Source organism: Nonomuraea sp. NPDC050786, assembly GCF_040654115.1.
In the GTDB taxonomy this organism is placed as follows: Bacteria; Actinomycetota; Actinomycetes; order Streptosporangiales; family Streptosporangiaceae; genus Nonomuraea.
This window is the reverse complement of the sequence record NZ_JBFAHJ010000002.1, coordinates 260,113-281,387: the sequence shown is the minus strand read 5'-3', so window position 1 is coordinate 281,387 and position 21,275 is coordinate 260,113. Positions and strand designations below refer to the sequence as shown.

Annotated in this window: 15 protein-coding genes and 1 pseudogene; 12 read left to right on the top strand and 4 right to left on the bottom strand. The window is 72.4% G+C overall.

Annotated elements, in window-relative coordinates; all coding sequences use genetic code 11:
* Positions 1–197 precede the first annotated feature (197 nt).
* Genes AB0H84_RS05640 through AB0H84_RS05630 form a run of 3 tightly spaced genes read right to left on the bottom strand, consistent with a single transcriptional unit; the run spans position 198 to position 4,904 of the window.
* Positions 198–2,651, bottom strand: a complete 2,454-nt coding sequence (locus AB0H84_RS05640; protein WP_357598598.1) for a DUF3488 and transglutaminase-like domain-containing protein — start codon at positions 2,649–2,651, stop codon at positions 198–200.
* Entirely contained in the window at positions 2,648–3,907 is a 1,260-nt protein-coding gene (locus AB0H84_RS05635; protein ID WP_357598595.1) for a DUF58 domain-containing protein, read from the bottom strand. The genes AB0H84_RS05640 and AB0H84_RS05635 overlap by 4 nt, the downstream gene beginning before the upstream one ends.
* 19 nt (positions 3,908–3,926) lie before the next feature.
* Positions 3,927–4,904, bottom strand: coding sequence for a MoxR family ATPase (locus AB0H84_RS05630; RefSeq protein ID WP_357598592.1), 978 nt, complete (start codon positions 4,902–4,904; stop codon positions 3,927–3,929).
* Between the two features lie 470 nt (positions 4,905–5,374).
* Between AB0H84_RS05630 and mraZ the strand changes: the two genes are divergently transcribed.
* The 3 genes from mraZ to AB0H84_RS05615 all read left to right on the top strand — a co-directional run bounded on the left by mraZ (position 5,375) and on the right by AB0H84_RS05615 (position 7,655).
* Positions 5,375–5,806, top strand: a complete 432-nt coding sequence (gene mraZ, locus AB0H84_RS05625; RefSeq protein ID WP_090930667.1) for a division/cell wall cluster transcriptional repressor MraZ — start codon at positions 5,375–5,377, stop codon at positions 5,804–5,806.
* A gap of 219 nt (positions 5,807–6,025) precedes the next feature.
* Positions 6,026–6,991 carry a 16S rRNA (cytosine(1402)-N(4))-methyltransferase RsmH gene (rsmH, locus tag AB0H84_RS05620; protein WP_357598589.1) on the top strand — a complete coding sequence of 322 codons (966 nt, stop codon included), beginning with the start codon at positions 6,026–6,028 and terminating at the stop codon, positions 6,989–6,991.
* Positions 6,981–7,655 (top strand): hypothetical protein, encoded by a 675-nt coding sequence (locus AB0H84_RS05615; protein WP_357598586.1) that lies wholly within the window; start codon positions 6,981–6,983, stop codon positions 7,653–7,655. Before rsmH ends, AB0H84_RS05615 begins: the two co-directional genes overlap by 11 nt.
* Before the next feature lie 5 nt (positions 7,656–7,660).
* Here AB0H84_RS05615 and AB0H84_RS05610 read toward each other — a convergent pair whose 3' ends face one another.
* A complete protein-coding gene (locus tag AB0H84_RS05610) occupies positions 7,661–8,731 on the bottom strand; it encodes a hypothetical protein (RefSeq protein ID WP_357598583.1) in 1,071 nt (356 codons plus the stop codon).
* A gap of 159 nt (positions 8,732–8,890) precedes the next feature.
* On the opposite strand from AB0H84_RS05610, the gene AB0H84_RS05605 reads away from it, so the two are divergent.
* The 9 genes and pseudogenes from AB0H84_RS05605 to AB0H84_RS05565 all read left to right on the top strand — a co-directional run bounded on the left by AB0H84_RS05605 (position 8,891) and on the right by AB0H84_RS05565 (position 21,268).
* Positions 8,891–10,678, top strand: a complete 1,788-nt coding sequence (locus AB0H84_RS05605; protein WP_357598581.1) for a penicillin-binding protein 2 — start codon at positions 8,891–8,893, stop codon at positions 10,676–10,678.
* Between the two features lie 40 nt (positions 10,679–10,718).
* Complete coding sequence (locus AB0H84_RS05600; protein ID WP_357598578.1) at positions 10,719–12,257, top strand: UDP-N-acetylmuramoyl-L-alanyl-D-glutamate--2,6-diaminopimelate ligase; 1,539 nt, start codon at positions 10,719–10,721, stop codon at positions 12,255–12,257.
* Positions 12,257–13,474 (top strand): annotated as a pseudogene (gene murF / locus AB0H84_RS05595) (UDP-N-acetylmuramoyl-tripeptide--D-alanyl-D-alanine ligase); the annotation flags it as partial. The gene AB0H84_RS05600 and the pseudogene murF, both read left to right, overlap by 1 nt.
* Positions 13,475–14,250: 776 nt before the next feature.
* Complete coding sequence (gene mraY / locus AB0H84_RS05590; protein ID WP_357598576.1) at positions 14,251–15,309, top strand: phospho-N-acetylmuramoyl-pentapeptide-transferase; 1,059 nt, start codon at positions 14,251–14,253, stop codon at positions 15,307–15,309.
* Positions 15,306–16,682 carry a UDP-N-acetylmuramoyl-L-alanine--D-glutamate ligase gene (gene murD, locus AB0H84_RS05585; protein WP_357598574.1) on the top strand — a complete coding sequence of 459 codons (1,377 nt, stop codon included), beginning with the start codon at positions 15,306–15,308 and terminating at the stop codon, positions 16,680–16,682. Before mraY ends, murD begins: the two co-directional genes overlap by 4 nt.
* On the top strand, positions 16,666–17,940 hold the full coding sequence (gene ftsW / locus AB0H84_RS05580; protein WP_357598568.1) for a putative lipid II flippase FtsW: 1,275 nt from the start codon (positions 16,666–16,668) through the stop codon (positions 17,938–17,940). The genes murD and ftsW overlap by 17 nt, the downstream gene beginning before the upstream one ends.
* Positions 17,941–17,952: 12 nt before the next feature.
* On the top strand, positions 17,953–19,029 hold the full coding sequence (gene murG / locus AB0H84_RS05575) for an undecaprenyldiphospho-muramoylpentapeptide beta-N-acetylglucosaminyltransferase (protein WP_357598565.1): 1,077 nt from the start codon (positions 17,953–17,955) through the stop codon (positions 19,027–19,029).
* On the top strand, positions 19,026–20,426 hold the full coding sequence (gene murC / locus AB0H84_RS05570) for a UDP-N-acetylmuramate--L-alanine ligase (protein ID WP_357598562.1): 1,401 nt from the start codon (positions 19,026–19,028) through the stop codon (positions 20,424–20,426). The genes murG and murC overlap by 4 nt, the downstream gene beginning before the upstream one ends.
* 176 nt (positions 20,427–20,602) lie before the next feature.
* Positions 20,603–21,268, top strand: a complete 666-nt coding sequence (locus AB0H84_RS05565; protein WP_357598559.1) for an FtsQ-type POTRA domain-containing protein — start codon at positions 20,603–20,605, stop codon at positions 21,266–21,268.
* The last annotated feature ends 7 nt before the right edge of the window (positions 21,269–21,275 follow it).

The window sequence follows — 21,275 nt, the reverse complement described above, 5'->3', positions numbered from 1 at the left end:
CCGGCACCCGTCCGGGCGGCCGTCGTATGGGATGAGCCCTGACCGGCCCCTGTCCCCTTCCGTCCTGCCGTCGTGCCGGAGCCCGACCGGCCCAGCCGTCCCCCGGCTGTGGTGTCCTGAGGGCGACCGGCCCGGAGCGTTGCAGGCCGACCGATCCGGCCGCTCCCCCTCCTCCGGGGAACGGCCGGACGCGCCGGTCAGGAGCCCTTCTGGGCCGCCGTCCGCCGCAGCCTGATGTTCTCCAGCAGGTCGAACCCGTCGAGCAGCCGCTCTCCCAAGGCCCGCAGCCGCCGCAGCGTCGACGGCGGCAGCAGCACCGCCCGCACCCGCCGCCCGCGTGACACCGTGGCCGCCAGGGCCTGGCGCACCTTGCGCAGGTCCTTGCGCATGGGCCCGATCTCCCCGGGATCCCGGGCGAACAGCACCCGCTCCACCGCCGAGGCGATGGCCGCGACGGCCGCCGCCGACTCCGCGTCGAACTCGTACTGCTGGGCCAGCCGCCGCGCCAGCGCCCGCGGTGTCTCGCTGGGCCGGCGGGCCATGCCGTAGTCGTACAGCACGTCGTCCAGCTCCGCCCACCCGGCGGCCACGGACGCGGCCACGGACGGGGGGACCGCCGGATCGGGACCCGAGGCGTCCGCGGCCAGCGCGGACGTCAGCTCGTCGGTGGGGGCCGACACCTTCCAGCTCAGGGTGCGTACGCGCCGGTTCCTGGTGAGCACCCGCAGACCGGCGGGGATCAGCAGGAGCAGGAGCAGCGCCCCCGCGCCGATGCCGATCTTGGCGATCAGCGGCATGGAGTCGTCCGGCGGCAGCCCGCCGGTGGCGACCACGCCCTCGCGGTCCAGCTCCCGCGGGTTGCGCCGGGTCTGCGGTGCGACGGGCTCGTCCGCGGACGAGCTGGTCGCGCCCGGCGTCGGCGTCGCGGCCTCGCCCGTGGAGCGCGGCCTGGGCTGGGTGTACTCGGGCACGCGCGCACTGCCCTGCCCGAGCGACCCCGCGGGGGTCGGCTCGAACGGCAGCCAGCCCACGCCCTCGAAATACAGCTCCGGCCAGGAGTGGGAGTCGTTCGTGCCGACCTGCCACCGGTCGCCGACCTTGGTGCCGCCCGTGTAGCCGATGGCCACCCTCGACGGGATGCCCACCAGCCTGGCCAGCACCGCCATCGACGCGGCGAACTGCTCGCAGTAGCCGACCCGGTCACGCAGCAGGAAGTCCCGCAGCGCCGAGTTGCTCTGCCCCTGCGTGCGCAGGTTGTAGGTGAAGCCGCCGTCCTTGGTGAAGAACTGCTGCAGCTTCACCGCCGCGTCGTAGTCCGTCTTGGCGTCCGCGGTCAGGTCGGAGGCCAGCTTGGCGATCTCGGGAGGCAGGTTGTCCGGCAGCTTCAGGTAGCGGGGGTCGGTGGTCGGCCGGGTCCCGCCGAGCGATTCCAGCAGCTCCGGCGTCGGCTGCGGCTCGCTCGTGGCCACCTGGTAGTCCAGGCCCGCGGCCTCGTCGCGGGTGGAGAAGACCATGAGCGTGTCCACGTCGGCCCGCCAGTCGCCGTCCGCCTGGATCTCCCTGGGCGGGTACGGCAGCGGCAGGAACTGCAGTTTCGTGATCTCGTCGCTGATCTGGATCTTCGTGACCACGTTGCCGATCTTCGCCTGCGGGCCCAGGCCTGGCGGCGCGGGGAGCGGGCCGTTGTCCGTCCTGTTCTGCACCGCTCCCTTCGGATCGGTCATGCCGAACTGCTGGCCGTCGAACGTGTCGAGCGCGTAGATCCGCAGGTAGCGGGGTTTGTCGTCGTTGTTGGTGTAGGTGAGGACCACCCGCCGTTCCGGAAGGTCCAGCTGGCCCTTCAGGAACGCGACCGGGTTGGGGATGCTGATCGAGTTCCCCTTGCCCGGGCCCGTGCCGCCCACGCCGAACGTGAAGAACGACACCGGCTCCATGGCCGGCAGCAGCGCCGGCACCCCCACGGCCAGCGCGATCGCGGCGAACCCGATGCGCTTGCCCGACAGCCGCAGGCCGTTGGTGTCCGCCCCGTTGCGCGTGGCGGGCTGCGAGGTGGCCGCGCGCGTCCGCCGTACCAGCACCGCCTTGCCCCAGTGGCCCACCCGCTCGCGGCCGTCGGCGATCAGCAGGCTGATGAACCCGAGCGCCGCCAGAATGAACGCGGGCCAGCTGATCGGATCCGGCAGGATCGTCGCCGGCACGGTGGCCAGGGCCAGCAGCGGCAGCCCGGCGAGCGCCGCCCTGCGCAGCCGCGCGGCCAGCAGGTCCACGGCGATCGCGATCAGCGCCACGCCGGCCGCGGTCAGCAGCGTGATGCCGTCCGTCTGCGGCACCGGAGCGGCGAAGCGCTGGATGTCGGCCCAGCCGACGCCCAGCAGCCTGCCCAGCTCCGCCACCGACGCCTTGGTGGGGATCACCAGCACCCACGCCTTGCCGGCGGCGAAGACCACGGTCAGGTAGATCCACGTCGCGACCAGCGCGGCCGGCGGCGCCGCCCACGCGGGCAGCGACAGCCGGCTGCTCAGCAGGCCCGCTGCCATCACGGTGAGCACGGCGCCCAGCGACGTCCAGAACCAGGCGCCGCCCTGGAAGAGCGGGTAGAGCATGAGCGCGGCGGCGAACGTGGCCACGCCGGCGGCGAAGGTCAGCCTCATGCCGCGCCTCCCGGGTTGAGCGCGTACCTGCCGCGGTTGGCGGCGTGCTGCCAGACAGAGGCGATCGAGGTGCCCGCGGGCAGCCGCACGATGCGCCAGCCGTACCCGGCCAGGATCGTCTGGACAGCCTGGTGGTTCTCCGCGGCCGTCCGGTCGCCGGCGTCCCACGTGCTCACGTCGAGCAGGACCGCCACCCCCGTGATGCCGCTGTGCCTCAACCTGGCCAGCTCCCTTGCCTCCTCCGGATCGAGATCGCCGAGCACGGCCACGATCAGCCCGTCGCCGCCGCCCTGGCGCAGGGCCGAGACGCCCATCTCCAGCGAGCGGGCCGGGCTGTGCCGTATCACGGCCAGGGTGTCGAGCAGCGACCAGCTCAGGCCGGTGTCCGTCAGGTGCTCGGCGCCCTGGTCGGTCACCAGCCGCAGGCCGAGGCCCTCATGGGCGAGGTGCACGCCGATCGAGGCCGCGGCCGAGACCGCCACCTCGAACGACGAGCGCGGGCCCTCGCCGCGGTGCGCGTACCTGCGGCTGTCCAGCAGGAGCGCGCCGCGGCTCTGCCACTGCTGCTCCTCGCGGCGTACCATCAGCTCGCCGTGGCGGGCCGTCGAGCGCCAGTGGACCCGCCGCAGGTCGTCGCCCTGCCGGTATTCGCGCGGCGCCACGTCGTCGTCTCCGGCCGCCGCCACGCTCCTGGTACGGCTGTCGCCGCCGCCCGTCCACTCGCCCGACAGCTGTACGTGGGGCAGCGCCGCCACGTGGGGCGTCACCACGAGCGTGTCGCTGATCGTGAACGAGCGGGTCAGCTCGACGAGCCCGAACGGGTCGGCGATGCGGACCGACAGCGGGCCGATCGTGTAGCGGCCGCGCAGGTCCGAGCGCACCCGGTAGTCGATCTCCCGGACGCCCCGGGACTCGACCCGGTCCAGCACGAACCGCGGCCGCACGCCCAGCGCGTACGGAACGGTGTCCTCGATGAGCAGCAGACCGGTCGGCAGCCTGGTGACGTTCTCCAGCCGCAGGGTCACGGTGGCCTCGCCGCCCACCTCCGCCCTGGGCGGGTCGAGGCGCCTGGCGCAGCTCAGCCGGTAGCGCGTGCGCGCCACCACCATGGCCGCGAGCAGCGGCAGCGCCGTCACCAGCACGCCGATCCTGAACAGGTCGTTCTCTCCCAGGAAGAACGCCATCAGCAGCGCCGCGATGCCGGAGGCGAGGAACGACCTGCCCCTGGAGGTCAGCGCCCGCAGCCCAGCCCTCACCGGGCCTCACTCACATGCATCAACGGCCTCGCGTCTCCGGCACCGGCACGCGCCTGATGAGGTCGGTCACCACCTGTTCGGGCAGGCGGCGCTGCCCCTGGGCCTCGACGCTTGGGAGCAGCCGGTGCGCGAGCACGGGGATGGCCAGGTCCTGCAGGTCGTCGGGGATGACGTAGTCGCGGCCGGCCAGCGCCGCGTGCGCCCTGGCGGCCCGTACCAGCTGAAGGGTGGACCGGGGCGAGGCGCCCAGCCGCAGGTCGGGGGAGTGGCGGGTGGCCACGACGAGGTCGATGGCGTACTTCTTGACCGCCTGGGAGACGTAGATGCCGCGTACGGCCTCGATCAGGGCGCGCACCTCGGCCGTCGTCGCCACCGGCTCCAGCTTGTCCAGCGGCGAGGTGCCGCCGTGCACGTCCAGCATCTCGAGCTCGGCGTGCGGCTCGGGGTAGCCCATCGCGACGCGCGCGGTGAAGCGGTCGCGCTGCGCCTCGGGGAGGGGATAGGTACCCTCCATCTCGATGGGGTTCTGCGTGGCGATCACCATGAAGGGCGAGTCCAGTTCGTACGTCACCCCGTCCACGGTCACCTGGTGCTCCTCCATGCACTCCAGCAATGCGGACTGCGTCTTGGGGGAGGCGCGGTTGATCTCGTCACCCACCACGATGTTCGCGAACACCGGGCCGGGCTTGAACTCGAACTCCCTGGTCTGCTGGTTGTACGCGCTGACCCCGGTGATGTCGCTGGGCAACAGGTCGGGGGTGAACTGCACGCGGCGCACGGGGCAGTCGATGGAGCGCGCGAGCGCCTTGGCCAGCATGGTCTTGCCGACCCCTGGCACGTCCTCGATCAGGAGGTGGCCCTCCGCGAGCAGGACGGTGAGAGTGAGGCGTACGGCGTCGCTCTTGCCCTCGATCACCGATTCGATCGCGCTGCGAATCCGGTGAGCCGTGGAGACCAGCTCGTCGAGCTGGGGAGGGACATCATGGGTAACTGCCACCGGGCCTCCATGAGAGAAGTGCGACGGCTGTCCCGTACTGTGCCATTGCGGGAGCCATGCCATTCCTTTTCCATTGTGTGTACGACCCTACGACGCTGTGGGTTCGCGGGCGACATTTGTGGATATTCCAGGGAACCCCGCTGACGTTCTCGTTCTTGTCGCATAGCGGTGCGAATCCCGTGACACGCCCCCCTCGGGGCGCCCCACTTTCCCCCACCGAAGGCCTCGCGAAGGGGCCGCGCCCCTATTTCCGCGCTCATTTGAACTCTCGACACGCCCATGAGGGTTGACCGGCCGGTCACCGCACCCCACCCCGCTCCATCGCTCTGACCTGCGGTAACGCAACGGAAACCGATGATGAAGACCGTTCGAATCAGTTGACGGTGGGGAGAAGTGGAGTATGGTGGTGCGCAGTGGAGGGCCCGGTGCACCAGCGCTGAGCGCTTCACGAGGCACGGGAGGTGGGGCCGGTGTTCCTCGGCACCCATCAACCGCGTCTGGACGACAAGGGACGGCTGTTCCTGCCGGCTAAGTACCGTGAGGAGCTGGCGGAGGGTCTTGTGATCACCAAAGGCCAGGAGCGATGCCTCTACGTCTTTCCCGTGGAGGAGTTCCAGCGCATTACCGAGGCTCTCAGCACCGCCCCGGTCACCGCCAAGGCGGTGCGTGACTACAGCCGCGTCTTCTTCGCCAGCGCGTCCGACGAGAAACCGGACAAGCAGGGCCGCATCACGATCCCGCAGAGCCTTCGCCAGTACGCGGGGCTGGAACGTGACTGCGTCGTCATCGGGGCCAACACCCGGCTGGAGATCTGGGACGCGCAGGCCTGGGACACCTATCTCAGCGCGCAGGAGCAGGCGTTCGCCGATCTGTCGGAGGAGGTGCTGCCAGGGATCTTGTAGAAGTCACGGTCGATCCGTCGGTGCTGTCGTTCGGCGAGGTCTCCACCCGCAACCACTGCTTGCCAGCTGATGCACCTTCCCCGGTGTCAGATGGCGGGCGTCCACGAAGAGGGTGCGGATGGGGACCTGGCCGGGCGGCGCCGGGTGGGGACTTTGGAGTGACCGGCGATCGATCTGTACGCGTCATCCGCGAGCAAGGGCGCGAGAGGGGGGTTGGAGATGCACGACAACGCTGGCACGGGTGGCCACGTTCCGGTGATGCTCGAGCGCGTTCTGGAGCTGCTCGGTCCCGCGCTGACGGGTGCCTCACCGGTCGTCGTCGACGCCAACCTCGGTCTCGGTGGCCACTCGGAGGCCCTGCTCGCCGCGTTTCCCGCGCTCCATCTGATCGGGATCGACCGCGACCCATTCGCGATCGACCACTCGACCCGCAGGCTGAGCCCGTACGCGGAGAGGATCACCCTGGTCCACGCGTCCTCCGGCGACCTGGCCGAGGTGCTCGCCCGCGCGGGCCGCACCACGGTCAACGGGGTGCTGTTCGACCTGGGGGTCTCCTCGCCGCAGCTCGACGAGGCCGAGCGGGGGTTCGCCTACTCCTACGACGCGCCGCTCGACATGCGGATGGACACGGAGCAGGAGCTGACGGCGGAGAAAGTGGTCAACACCTACTCCGCCGCGGAGCTGACCCGCATCCTGCGTGACTACGGCGAGGAACGATTCGCCCCGCGTGTCGCGGCCCTGATCATTAAGGAACGGGCTAAAGAGGCAATAACCTCGACCAAGCGGCTTGCGGACATCGTGCGCGAGGCGATTCCCGCCGCGACCCGGCGCACCGGGGGAAACCCCGCCAAGAGGACTTTCCAAGCGCTGCGCATCGAGGTGAACGCGGAGCTGTCCGCCCTGGAGGCGGCGCTCCCCGCGGCACTCGACGCGCTGGCGCTCGGTGGGCGAGTCGTCGTGCTCTCCTACCACTCACTGGAGGACCGGCTCACCAAGCAGGCCCTCACGGCGCGAACCAGGGACACCAGCCCCCCCGGGCTGCCCGTCTCATTGCCGGCTCACCAGCCGAGGTTCCGCCTGCTGACGAGGGGAGCTGAGCTCCCAAGCGAAGAAGAGCTCGCCCGCAACCCGCGGGCGGCCTCGGCCCGGCTACGGGCGGCAGAGAGGATCCGTGTTGACGACTGAGCAGGAGACCGGCCGGGACGCGCCCGGCCGCCGCGCGACGCTCAAGCCCGGGCCCAAGACGGGCACGCGCCGGCTCGGGGCGCCGCACCAGTCCAAGCCGCGGCCCCGTCCTGACGTCGAGAGCAAGCTGTCGGCCGCCGAACGGGCGCGCCTCGACCTCGACGGCAAGGGGTCCGCCGCGGCCGAGCGGGCGCGGACGGGCGGCGCGCGCGTGCGTACGGACGCCCCGACCGCCTCGCCGCGGACGCGTACGGACGTCGGCGCGAAGCGGCCCGTCACCGAACGCGTGCGTCCCGCCGCGGGGACGCGGCCCGGCTCGGCGGACGCGCAGGTCAGGCGGCCGGCGCCGCGACGGCGCCCCGCCCGCCGGCAGCGCGCGCCGTTCGTGCTGCTCGTCGTGGGGCTGCTCTGCGGCGGCCTGGTGAGCCTGCTGCTGCTCAACACCATGCTCGCCAAGGACGCCATCACCGACGCCAAGCTGCGCGACGAGATCGCGGTGGCGAAGCAGGAGAAGGAGAAGATCGACCAGAACTACCAGTTCAAGATGCAGCCGGAGAACCTCGGCCGCCTGGCCGAGAGCCAGGGCCAGCACCGCGACTGGGACAAGGTCAACAGCTATAGCGGCGATGACGCTCCGGCCGGCCAGGCGGACACGGGACGGTGAGGGATTCAGGCGGCAGGGGTCAGGGTCCCGGCCGCGGCGCTGGCGGCGCCGGCTCTCAAGGAGGGCCCGGCGCCGCTCGTCGTACGCCCGGCGGTCCTGGGCGGTCGGGGCGTCAGGGGGGCTCTTCCCGTTCTGACGGGGGGCGCTCCGAGGGTACCGGCCGTCCGGGATCGGCGGAGAACCCGCCGCGCCAGCCGCGCAAGCGCCCGCAGGACCCTCTCGACCTGCCGTTCGGCCACGACGACGAGCCCCGGGCGCGTCCGTCGCGCGATTCCGGTGGTGACTCGCGTGGTCGCTCTCCGCGTGATTCCGGTGGTGACTCGCGTGGGCGTTCTCCGCGTGATTCCGGTGGTGACCCGCGTGGTCGCTCTCCGCGTGATTCCGGCGATGATCCGCGTGGGCGCTCTCCCCGTACGCGCTCGCCGCGTGACGACGCCGAGCGCGGCGGCAGTGCGGGCCAGGGCCGTCCCGGCCGCTCGCGTTCTGGTGACTCCGGTGGCGCGCGCCAAGGCGGCCAGGACCGCGGCCGGCAGGGCGGCGCCGCGGGCCGGGAGGGCGGTGCGGCGGGCCGGGAGGGCGGTGCCGCGGGCCGTTCCCGTGGTGAGGCGGGCCGTTCCCGCGGCGACGTGCCGCGCGCCCGCTCGCGCGGGGAGGCGGACCGAGGTACCCGCAGGCGCCCGCACGACGAGGACGACCGCCCGAGGAGCAGCAGCCTGCGCGGCGGCGACGAGGAGGACCGCCCGAGAAGCCGCAGCGTGCGCGGCGGCGAGGACGACCGTCCACGGAACGGTGCGGGGCGGGTCCGCGGCGACGGGCGCCCCAGCGGGCGTGCCGGGCAAGGCGGGGACGAAGGCGACGGTCCCCGAGGGCGTGCGGGGCAGGGCCAGGATGAGCGTGAGCGCCCGAGGGGGCGTGCGGGGCAGGGCCAGGATGAGCGTGAGCGCCCCAGGGGGCGTGCCGGGCAGGGCCGGGACGAGGGCGAGCGGCCCAGGGGGCGTGCCGCCCAAGGACGCGATGACGTTGATCGGCTCCGGGGGCGCGATCAGGGGCGTGACGAGCGGGCGCGCGGCCGGCACGACGACGACCCCTCGCGCCGCGGCAGGCCGGAGGACGACGTCCGGAGCCGGAGCAGGGAGGAAGGGGCGCGGCGTACCCAGGCGGGCAGCCCCAGGCCGCAGGCCAGGCCGGAGGCCGTACGGGGCCGTGAGCGGGCGGAGGCGCGCCGCGGCGCGGACGTGCCGCCACCCCGAGGCCCGCGCCGGCCGCCGCCGCGACCGCCCAGGCCGCCGCTCGTGCTGCGGCTGGGCAACCCGCGCAGGCGCATCAACATCGGCCTGATCGGCATGACGTTCGTGCTGTCGATCTTCGCCGGGCGGCTGATCCAGATGCAGGGTCTCGACTCCAAGGTGTACGAGGCCGCGGCGGTGGACCAGCGTACGCACACCGAGCAGATCCCCGCCAAGCGCGGCTCGATCACCGACGTCAACGGCCACGGGCTGGCCGTCACCGTCGAGGCCCGCGAGCTGTCGATCGACCCGTCCAAGATCCTCCCGCAGGATCGCGCGAAGTGGACCAAGCTCCTGGCGCAGCAGCTCGGGAAGACCGAGCAGGAGATCTCCGCCAAGCTGGCCAGGACGAACACCCGCTACCAGCGCCTGGCCACCGACGTCGACCCCGTCGTGGCCAGCCGCCTGCTGCAGGCCCGCGTGCCCGCGCTGGCCGCGAAGAAGACGTACCGCAGGCTCTACCCGGCAGGCGATCTGGCGGGCACCCTGATCGGGTTCGTCGGCGACGACGGCGACGGCCTCGGCGGCATGGAGCAGGCCAAGAACAAGCTGCTGGCCGGCCGCGACGGCGAACAGCGCGTCGAGACCGGCCGCGACGGCCTGCGCATCCCGATGACCAGCAGCCAGCGCACCGCCCCCGTGAACGGGCAGGACGTACGGCTGACCATCGACCGCGACATCCAGTGGGCCGCCCAGGAGTCCATCACCGAGCAGGTCAAGAAGGCCGGCGCCGACAGCGGCACCGTGATCGTCATGGACGTGCGGACCGCCCAGATCATCGCCATGGCCAACGCCCCCGAGCTCGACCTGAACAACTGGCGCAAGGCCCCCGCCACCAGCTACATCAACAAGGCCGCCGCCGACGTGTTCGAGCCGGGCAGCACCAACAAGGTGATCACGGCGGCCGCCGCGATCGAGGCGGGCGAGGTGACGCCCGACACGGTCTTCCAGGTCCCGGACCGGATCAAGTGCGCCGACCAGGTGCTGCGCGACGCCCATGCGCACAAGGCCGAGTCGATGACGTTCCGGCAGGCCGTGGCCGAGTCCAGCAATGTGGCCACGATCATGGCCGCGCGCAAGGTCGGCAGCGAGCGCCTCTACCGGATGCTGAAGGCGTTCGGGTTCGGCTCGACGCCCGGCGGCGGCGTGCCGAGCGCCGAGGCGGGCCTGCTGCCCGATTACAAGAGCTGGTCGGGCAGCCAGAACTGCACCGTCGCCTACGGGCAGGGCGTGTCGGTGACCGCGCTGCAGATGGCCAGCGTCTACCAGACCATCGCCAACGGCGGCGTCAAGGTCGAGCCGCAGATCGTCGCCGGTACGACGGACACGTCCGGCAGGTTCGTTCCCGCTCCAGCAGGTAAGCAGACCAAAGTGGTGAGCGCGACGACGGCCAAGGAGATCACGACCATGCTGGAGAGCGCGGTGAGCGCGGAGGGCACCGGACTGCTCGCGGCCATCCCCGGTTACCGGGTGGCGGGCAAGACCGGCACGGCCAACCGCTACGATGCCAAGCTCGGCCGTTACGAGGGGTACACGGCCTCGTTCGTCGGGTTCGCGCCCGCCGACCAGCCCCGGCTGGTGGTGCTGTCGGTGCTGCAGAACCCGAAGAACGGACACTTCGGCGGGCAGCTGGCGGCCCCCGTGTTCAAGGATGTGATGACGTTCGCCATCAAGAGCAAGAAGATTCCTCCCACAGGCTCCACCGCGCCTCCGGTGCGGATGCGCGCGGGACAGTGAGCAGGGAAGGTACGCTCTCGCCGTGCGTCCCCCGTCGTCTATGCGTCCCACGACCAGTCCGCCCCGTCCGCTGACCGGGCTCGCGACCATGCTCGATGCCGACTCAGGCTCGGCACGGTCGCCTCATGCCGCCCTGACCGGCGTCACCATCGACTCCCGCAACGTCAGGCGCGGAGACCTCTACGTGGCCCTGCCGGGTAAGCAGGCCCACGGCGCCGCCTTCGCCGCCGACGCGATGGCGAAGGGGGCCGTGGCCGTGCTCACCGACCGGGAGGGCCGCGACGCCGCCGTCGCGACCGGGCTGCCCGTGCTCGTCGTGCCCGACCCGCGCGCCCTGCTCGGGCAGGTCTCCTCCTGGGTGTACGGGCAGCCGGCCCACGACATCCAGGTCCTCGGCGTCACCGGCACCAGCGGCAAGTCCACCACCACGTTCATGATCGAGGCCGGCCTGCGGGCCGCCGGCCACACGACGGGCCTGGTGGGCGGCGTCGAGATCCGCGCGGGCGACCTGCGCTTCCAGCCCACGCTCACCACGCCGGAGGCGTCGGAGCTGCACGGCCTGTTCGCCCTGATGCGCGAGGAGGGCGTCAGCGCGGCCGCCATGGAGGTCTCCAGCCACGCGCTCGCGCTCGGCAGGGTCGACGGGGTCTACTACGACGTCGCCCTGTTCACCAACCTCTCCCAGGACCACCTCGACTTCCACAAGGACTTCGACGACTACTTCGCGACCAAGGCGCGGCTGTTCCAGCCGGAGCTGAGCCGGATCGGCGTGACCAACATCGACGACCGCTACGGGCGGGAGCTGCTCGGCCTGGCCAAGGTGCCGATGACCACGTTCTCGGCGCTGGGCGACCCGGAGGCCGGCTGGCGGGCTCTCGACGCCCGGCTCGGCGCGGACGGCAGCGCGTTCAGGGTGGTCGGTCCCGGCGGGGTCGAGGCGGACGCGCAGATCTCGCTGCCCGGCCCGTTCAACGTCGCCAACGCGCTCGGCGCCATCGTCACTCTGGTCGAGGCCGGCGTGCCGCTGCAGACCGCCGTGCACGGCGTCGGCATGCTCACCGGCGTGCCCGGGCGCATGCAGCGGATCACGAGCGCGGAGGACGAGTTCCAGGCCGTCGTGGACTACTCGCACAAACCCGGCGCCGTCGAGTCGGTGCTGCGCTCGCTGCGCTCCGTCACGGCGGGCACGCTGACGATCGTGCTGGGCTGCGGCGGTGACCGCGACAAGGGCAAACGGCCTATCATGGGCGAACTCGCCGCTCGCCTGGCGGACGTGGCGGTTTTCACGAGCGACAATCCGCGCTCGGAGGATCCGCTCGCCATTCTCGCGACGATGATGGAGGGAGCGCTCCGCGTTCCGCAGCACGACCGCGCTCATGTGATCATTGAGCCCGACCGCGCGGCCGCCATCGGCCTGGCGATCGCCCGGGCCGGACGCGGCGACGTGATCGTCGTGGCCGGTAAGGGTCACGAGCAGGGCCAGTACGTTTCAGGCGAGGTGATCCCGTTCGACGACCGCGAGGTCGTCGCCGAGTCGATCGCCGCACGCAAGGAAAGCACGGAAAGCAGGAAGCACTGATGATCCCGTTGCCTCTGGCCAGGATCGCCGAGATAACCTCGGGCGCCCTGTCGGGCATGGCCGATCCCCGCGCCGTCGTGCGCGGGCCCGTCGTGATCGACTCGCGGGCCGTCGAACCGGGATCGCTCTTCGTCGCCCTCAGGGGCGCGCGGGTGGACGGTCACGACTACGTGGCGCAGGCGATGCGGGCCGGAGCCGTCGCCGTGCTGGCGACCCGGCCGGTCGACGTCCCCTCGGTGATCGTGCCCGACGCCGCCGCTGCGCTGGCCGAGCTGGCCGCCGCCCAGGTGGCCGCGCTGCCCAAGGTCACCGTGATCGGCGTGACCGGCTCGGCGGGCAAGACGACGACCAAGGACCTCCTGGCCAGGCTGACCGCCCGGGTGGGATCCACCATCGCCCCCGTCGGCAGCTTCAACAACGAGCTCGGCCACCCGCTGACCGTGCTGCGGGCCGATCACGACACCCGCTTCATGGTGCTGGAGCTCGCCGCGCGCAACATCGGCCACATCAAGGAGCTGACCCGCATCGCGCCGCCGCAGATCGGCGTGGTCCTCAACGTCGGCACCGCGCACCTCGGCGTGTTCGGCGGCAAGGAGGCCATCGCCAAGGCCAAGGGCGAGCTGGTGGAGTCGCTGCCGCGCACCGGCGTGGCCGTGCTGAACGCCGACGACCCGCTGGTGCGGGCCATGGCCTCGCGCACCGAGGCGCGCGTCACGTACTTCGGGCGCGCCGAGTCCGCCTCCATCCGGGCCGAGAACCTCTCGGTCGACGCCCGGGGGAGGGCCTCGTTCACACTCCGCACGCCCTCGGGGGACGCGCCCGTGTCGCTCAAGCTGTACGGGGAGCACGCGGTCGAGAACGCCCTCGCCGCCGCGGCCGCCGCCTACGAGCTGGGCCTGCCCGTGGCCACCATCGCCGAGGAGCTGTCGGAGGCCACGCCGCGCAGCCGGTGGCGGATGGAGGTCACGGACCGGGCCGACGGGGTGACGGTCGTCAACGACGCGTACAACGCCAACCCGGACTCGATGCGGGCCGCCTTCGAGGCGTTCGCGGTGCTGGGGCGGGGGCGGCGGCGCTTCGCCGTCATCGCGGCGCTGCGGGAGCTGGGCGAGGACGGGCCGGCGCTCAACGCGGAGCTGGGCCGGCTGGCCGGCGGCTCCGGGCTGGCCGGGCTGATCGTGGCAGGCCCTGACGCGGAGCCCGTGCTGGAGGGCGCGCGGGCGGCCGCGGCGGAGGCGCTGGCGGCGGCCCAGGCCTCCCTGGACGCCCAGGCGGCCGCCCAGGCCACCACCGGCCTCCCACCGGCCCCCGGACCGCACCCGTCGGGACCGCACCCGTCGGGACCGCAGGCTTCGGCGCCTCAGGCGTCGGGACCGCACGTCTCGGGACCTCAGGTTTCGGGGCCTCAGGCGTCGGGACCGCATGTCTCAGGGCCCCACGCCTCCGGACCACAGGCCCCCTCAGGGCCTCAGGGCCTCGCAGGAGCGCCGAGCGCGCCGCAGCCCCCCGCCCCTCACGAGGGCGGGCCCCAGGGCTGGCATGGGCCCGTTCCGGAGCATGGGGCGCCGCAGGGCCGGCACGCGCCGGATGGCGGCGGCACACCGCAGGGGTGGCAGGCAGCCGCACCGGAGCAGCAAGGCGGCCCGCAGGGTGGCGGCGCGCCGCACGGATGGCAGGGCCCGGCGGGTGCGGTGGCACCTGGGCAGCCGCCGGTGGGCGCTCCTGTACCCGGGCAGCCGCCCGTGGGTGGTCCCGTACCCGGTCAGCCCGTGGTGGCAGGAGGGCCCGCAGGGGGAGCCCCGGTCGGGGGGCCGGCCGGTGCGGGGGCCGCGTATCCTGCGCAGACGATGCGAATTGTGCACGTGCCCGATGCCGAGGCGGCCGCGGCCGAGCTGGCCGGGTGGTTGCGTCCGGGGGACGCGGTGCTGGTGAAGGGACCGAGAGCCATGGGACTGGAACGGACGGCCGAGCTGCTGCTCGGAGGTGCCGCCCAGTGACCGAGATCATCATCGCCGGCGCTGTGGGCCTGATCCTCTCGATGCTGGGCACCCCGCTGGCGATCAGGCTGTTCTCGCGGCGCGGCTACGGCCAGGAGATCCGCGAGGAGGGCGTGCAGGCCCACCTCGGCAAGCGGGGCACCCCCACGATGGGCGGCATCGTGTTCGTGCTGGCCGCGCTGCTCGCCTACGGCGCCTCCCATCTGGCCACCTTCGCCGCGCCCACCGTGTCGGGCATGCTGGTGCTGTTCCTGATGACGGGGCTCGGCGCGGTCGGCTTCCTCGACGACTTCATCAAGATCTACAAGCAGCGCAGCCTCGGCCTCCGCAGCGGCGCCAAGGCGCTCGGCCAGCTCGTCATCGGCGCGGTCTTCGCGTTCCTGGTGGTCCGCCAGCCGAACGTCTACGGCATCACCCCCGCCGAGACCCGGGTGTCGTTCCTGCGGGACATCGGCCCGTCGATCGGCATCGTCGGGTTCACCATCTGGGTGCTCTTCATGATCGTCGGGTTCTCCAACGCGGTGAACCTCACCGACGGGCTCGACGGCCTCGCGAGTGGCGCGACCGGCGTCGTGCTCGCCGCGTACGTGCTGATCGGCAACTGGCAGCTCCGCAACAACTGCATCGACCAGCTCGGCCCCAACTGCTACTGGGTGCGCGACCCGCTCGACCTGGCCGTGGTGGCCTCGGCCGTGCTGGGGGCGCTGATCGGGTTCCTGTGGTGGAACGCCCCGCCCGCGCGCATCTTCATGGGCGACACCGGCTCGCTGGCCCTCGGCGGCGTGCTGGCCGGGCTGGCCATCGCCACCCGCACCCAGCTCCTGCTGATCATCCTCGCCGGCCTGTGCGTGATCATCACGCTGTCGGTGATCATCCAGGTCGGATCCTTCAAGATGACCGGGAAACGGGTGTTCAGGATGGCCCCGCTGCAGCACCACTTCGAGCTGAAGGGCTGGGCGGAGACCACGATCGTGGTCCGGTTCTGGCTGATCGCGATGCTCTGCTCGGCTCTCGGGCTGGGGCTGTTCTACATCGAGTGGATGCCGCGCCCATGAGCGTGACGTGTGTGGCCGGGCTCGGCGTCTCCGGCACCGCCGTCGCGAAGGTCCTGGCCGAGCGCGGCGAGCGCGTCGTGGTCGTGGAGGCGGTCGAGGGCGAGCGGCAGCTCGCCGCGGCCGCCGAGCTGGCCGCCGTGGGGGTGGAGACCCGCTTCGGGGCGATGGAGGTGCCGGAAGGGGCGACGCGACTGGTCACCACCGGCTGGGCGCCGCACCACCCGCTGATCGCCGCCGCGCTGGAGGCGGGCGTCGAGGTGGTGGGCGAGGTCGAGCTCGCCTGGCGGCTGCGGCCCGCGCAGGCGGCCCCGTGGCTCGCGCTGACCGGCACCAACGGCAAGACCACCGCCGTACGCATGCTGACCTCGATCCTGCTCGCCGCCGGCCGCAAGGCCCTGGCCGTCGGGAACGTGGGCGTCCCCGTCGTGCGGGCCGTCGCCGAGCCGTACGACGCGCTGGCCGTCGAGCTGTCCAGCTTCCAGCTCCACTGGTCCAGCACGCTGGCCCCGCACGCCGCGGCCATCCTCAACGTGGCCCCCGACCACCTGGACTGGCACGGCTCCATGGAGGAGTACGCCGCCGCCAAGGGCCGCATCTACGAGCGGGCCCAGCACGTGATCTACAACGCCGACGACCCCGAGGCCACGAGGCTGGCCGCGCCCTATCCGGGCGCGGTCGGGTTCACGCTGCGGGTGCCCAGGCGCGGGGAGATCGGCGTGGTGGAGGACCTGCTGGTCGACCGGGCGTTCGTGGCCGACCCCGTGGAGGCGGCCGAGGAGCTGGCGACGCTGGAGGACATACGCCCCTTCGCGCCGCACAACGTGGCCAACGCGCTGGCCGCCGCCGCCCTGGCCCGCTCTCTCGGCGTGCCCTCCGAGGCGGTACGCCAGGGCCTGCGGGACTTCGTGCCCGACCCCCACCGGCTCTCGCACGTGGACAGAGTGGGCGAGGTCGACTACATCGACGACTCCAAGGCGACCAATCCGCACGCCGCCGCCGCGGCGTTGGCCTCGTACCAGTCGATCGTGTGGGTGGCGGGCGGCCAGCTCAAGGGCGCCGACGTCGACGAGCTGGTGCGCCAGGCGGCCCCCAGGCTGCGCGGCGCGGTGCTGCTGGGCGCCGATCGCGCGGCGATCGCGCAAGCCATCGCGCGACACGCGCCGAATGTCCCCGTCGTGGACATCGCCGATCGGGACACTGGTGCGATGGAAAGAGTCGTCACCGAAGCCGCCCGGCTGGCCTCGCCCGGGGACACCGTGCTGCTCTCCCCGGCGGGGGCCTCGCTTGACATGTTCGCCGGCTATCCAGCGCGGGGGGAGGCCTTCGCCCGCGCCGTACGCGAGCTGAGGCTGCGACGTGAGCGCGAGCGCTGAGGAGCCGCGCGCCGTCGAGGGGCCGGGCAGCTGGGCGCGCGAGCAGCTCGGCGCGCTGAAGGAGCTGCTCGACAAGCCGCTGACCACGTACTACCTGATCATCATGTGCAGCGCGCTGCTGCTCGCGCTCGGGCTGATGATGGTGCTGTCGGCCTCCAGCGTCGAGGCGCTGCAGAAGTTCGGCAGCCCGTTCACGTGGTTCATCAAGCAGTCGCTGTCAGCCGCGGTGGGCGTGCCGGTGATGTGGGCCTGCTCGCGCCTGCCGGTCAAGTTCTTCCGGTGGGCCGGCTATCCCATGATGGCGCTGTCGATCCTGGCGCTGGTCATGGTGCTCTTCATCGGCTCGTCCGAGCTGGGCGCGCAGCGGTGGATCTACGTCGGCCCGTTCACGCTCCAGCCGTCCGAGCCGGCCAAGCTCGGGCTCGTGCTGTGGGGGGCCGACCTGCTGGCCAGGCGGGTACGGCAGGGCCGCATCGAGTGGCGGCAGATGCTGATCCCGCTCATGCCCGGCACCGCGATCCTGGCCGTCATGGTCATGCTCGGCCGCGACCTGGGCACCACGCTGGTGCTGTTCATGATCTTCCTGGCGCTGCTGTGGGTGGTGGGGGCGCCGCTGAAGCTGTTCGGCGGCATCATGGGGCTGGCGGTGCTCGCCGCGGTCATCATGATCAAGGTGGAGCCGTACCGGATGGCCCGCATCGGGGCCTATCTGAACCCGTGGGCCGACGCCCAGAACGCCGGATACCAGGCCGTGCAGGGGCAGATCGCGATGGGCTCGGGCGGCTGGTTCGGGCTCGGGCTCGGCGCGAGCCGGCAGAAGTGGAGCTGGCTGCCGCACGGCGAGAGCGACTTCATCTTCGCCATCCTCGGCGAGGAGCTCGGGCTCATGGGCACGCTGATGGTGGTGGCGCTGTTCGGGATGCTCGGCTACGCGGGGCTGCGGGTCGCCGTCCGGGTCAACGACGCCTTCACCAGGCTCGCCGCCGCCGCCATGGTGGCCTGGATCGTCGGCCAGGCGACCGTCAACATGGGCGCCGTGCTCGGCGTGCTGCCGATCACCGGCATCCCCCTCCCGCTGGTCTCGTACGGCGGCTCATCGCTGCTGCCCACGCTCGCCGCGCTCGGCATGCTGCTGTCGTTCGCCAAACGCGAGCCGGGCGCGCGAGAGGCCTTGGCAGCTCGTGGCCCCGGACCGGCCGCCCGGGCTCTAAGCTGGCTTGGCCTGGGGGGTACGACCAGACGCCGAGCGACACGTTAGGGAGTGACCGAGATGAGGGTGGTCCTCGCCGGTGGGGGGACGGCCGGGCACATCGAGCCCGCGCTGGCCCTTGCGGACGCGCTGCGCCATCTTGACCAGGGCGTCGGCATCACCTGCATGGGCACCGAACGCGGCCTGGAGACCCGGCTCGTCCCCGCCAGGGGCTACGAGCTGGAGCTGGTGCCGGCCGTGCCGCTGCCAAGGGCGATCACCCCGAGCCTGCTCACCGTGCCGGGGAGACTGGCCGGGGCGATCAACGCGGCGGCCGCCATACTCGACCGGGTCCAGGCCGACATCCTCGTCGGCTTCGGCGGCTACGTCGCGACCCCCGCCTACCTGGCGGCCAAGCGGCGCGGCCTGCCGATCGTCGTGCACGAGGCCAATCCCCGCCCCGGGCTGGCCAACCGGCTCGGCGCCCGGCTCACCGACCACGTCTTCAGCGGCTTCCCCGACACCACGCTGCCCAAGGCCGAATACCTCGGCACCCCGATCCGCCGCGAGATCGTCAACCTCGACCGGCTGTCCATGGGCGACAAGGCGCGCTCCTGGTTCGGGCTGGAGAACGACCGGCCGACGCTGCTGGTGTTCGGCGGCTCCCAGGGGGCCAGGTCGCTCAACGAGGCCGCGCTCGGCGCCGCCCCCGTGCTGCGCAGGGCGGGGGTTCAGGTGCTCCACGTGCTCGGCCCGAACAACACCGTCGCGCACGAGCCCCCGCCGGGCGACCCGCAGTACGTGCTGCTGCCCTACGTCGACCGCATGGACCTCGCCTACGCGGCCGCCGACTTCGTGTTGTGCCGCGCCGGCGCGCTGACGTGCGCGGAGCTGACCGCGGTCGGCCTGCCCGCCGCGTACGTGCCGCTGCCGCACGGCAACGGCGAGCAGGCCATCAACTCCGGGCGCATCGTCCAGGGCGGCGGCGGCCTGACGGTCGACGACGCCGACCTGTCACCCGAATGGATCATCCACAACGTGCTCCCCATCCTCCGCGACCCCGAGCGGGTCGCCGCCATGTCCGAGGCGGCGTCCAGACTGGGACGCAAGGACGCCGATATCATGCTCGCCAGGAAAGTGTTGGAGATAGCCCGATGAGTCTCGTCAAGCTGGTCGATCCCGTCGCCGTAGCGGACCTGGGGCGGGTGCACTTCATCGGCATCGGCGGCGCGGGCATGTCGGGCATCGCCCGCATCCTGCTCAAACGCGGCGTGCGGGTGTCGGGCAGCGACGCGCGCAGCTCCGAGCTGATCACCGAGCTGCGCGAGCTGGGCGCCACCATCCACATCGGCCACGCCGCCTCGCACGTGAAGGACGTCGACACCGTGGTCGTCTCGACCGCCATCCGCGACTCCAACCCCGAGCTGGGCGAGGCGCTCAAGCAGGGGCTGCGGATCATCCCGCGGGCCGCCGCGCTGGCCTCCGTCATGGCCGGGCGCACCGCCGTCGCCATCGCGGGCACCCACGGCAAGACGACCACCACCTCGATGCTGACCGTGGCGCTGCAGAAGTGCGGGGCCGACCCCTCTTACTGCGTGGGCGGCCAGCTCGTCACCACCGGGCTCGGCGCCGACGACGGCCAGGGGCAGGTGTTCGTGGCCGAGGCCGACGAGAGCGACGGCTCCTTCCTCATGCTGGCGCCCGACATCGCCGTGGTGACCAACGTCGAGGCCGACCACCTCGACAACTACGGCGACCCGCGGGCCGTGCACGACAGCTTCACCAGGTTCGCCGACCGGGTCGGCTCGCTCCTCATCACCTGTGCCGACGACCCGGGCGCGGCCGAGCTGGCCGGCCGGGCGCGCGAGCGGGGGCTGCGGGTCAAGACGTACGGCGTCCAGGGCGAGGACTACCGCGTGAGCGGGATCAGGCCGGACGGGTTCGGCACGGTCTTCGACATCGAGGGCCGGGGCGACGTCCGGCTGGCCGTCCCCGGCGCGCACAACGCGCTCAACGCCACCGCGGTGATCGCCGTGGCCGACGAGCTGGGGCTGCCGTTCGAGGAGATCAGGCAGGGCCTCGGCGCCTTCACGGGGGCCAAGCGGCGCTTCGAGGCCAAGGGAGAGGCCGGCGGCATCGCGGTCTTCGACAGCTACGCCCACCACCCGACGGAGCTGGCCGCCGACCTGAAGGCCGCCCGCGACGTGGTCGCCTCCTACTCCGGCGACGGCCGGGTCATCGCGATCTTCCAGCCGCACCTCTACTCCCGCACCCGCTTCTTCGCCGACGAGTTCGGCGCGGCGCTCGGGCTGGCCGACGAGGCCATCGTGCTCGACGTCTACGGGGCCCGCGAGGACCCCGAGCCGGGGGTCTCGGGGGCGATGGTGGCCGGGCGGGTGGCGCTGCCTCCCGAGCGGGTCGTGTACGCGCCCGACCGGGCCACGGTGCCCGCGCTGGTGGCCGAACGGGCGCGGCCCGGCGACATCGTGCTCACCATGGGCGCGGGCGACGTCACGGAGCTCGGGCCGCAGATCGTGGCCCGCCTCTCCTCCTGACGGCCGTCGTTCCGGCGGGAGTCCCAAGACGTAGGGACTCCCAAGACGGCGGGAGCCCCAAGACGGCGGGAGTGCCGCGATCGCGGTGTCCCGTCCGTTGGGCGTGGCGTGCGGTGTTATGGCGCGTGTCGGCGTAGGTTCTGTGCCGACGCGCAGATGCCGGCATGGGGAGGGCGATGAAGGCACGTACGGCGTTCCTGGTGCTGCTCACGGCGGGAGTGGTGGGCTCGGCCGCCTGGCTGGTGTTCTTCTCGCCCGTCCTGGGGGTGCGCTCGATAGAGATCGTGGGAAATCTCACAGTGCCCAGCGAGCGCATCAAGCAGCAGGCCGGCGTGGCCGACCTGCATCCCCTCGCCACCGTGGACCTCGCCGACGTCCAGAACCGCGTCCTGGGCATCAGACAGCTCGCCGGCGCCAAGGTGGACCGGATCTGGCCGGGCACGCTCAAGATCGAGGTGGTCGAGCGCGAGCCCGTCGCCGCGATCCCAGCGGGCGGCAGGTTCGCGGTCGTCGACAAGCAGGGCGTGGTGATCGAGGTCAAGTCCGCGGCGCCGTTCATGCTGCCGGTGCTCAAGGTCGACACGCCCGCGACGGGCGACCCGGCCACGATGGCGGCGCTCCAGGTCATCCAGGCGGTCCCCGGCGAGGTGGCGCCCAAGCTGAGGGAGGTACGCGCCGGAACGGCCGAAGGGGTGACCCTGAAGCTGTCCGACGGGCGCACCGTCATCTGGGGCGGCGCCGACCGCTCCCAGGAGAAGGGCCGCATCCTCACTTCCCTGCTCAAACGGGAGAAAGCCACGGTGTACGACGTCAGCTCCCCGGACGTCGTGACGCTGAAGTGATCAAGAG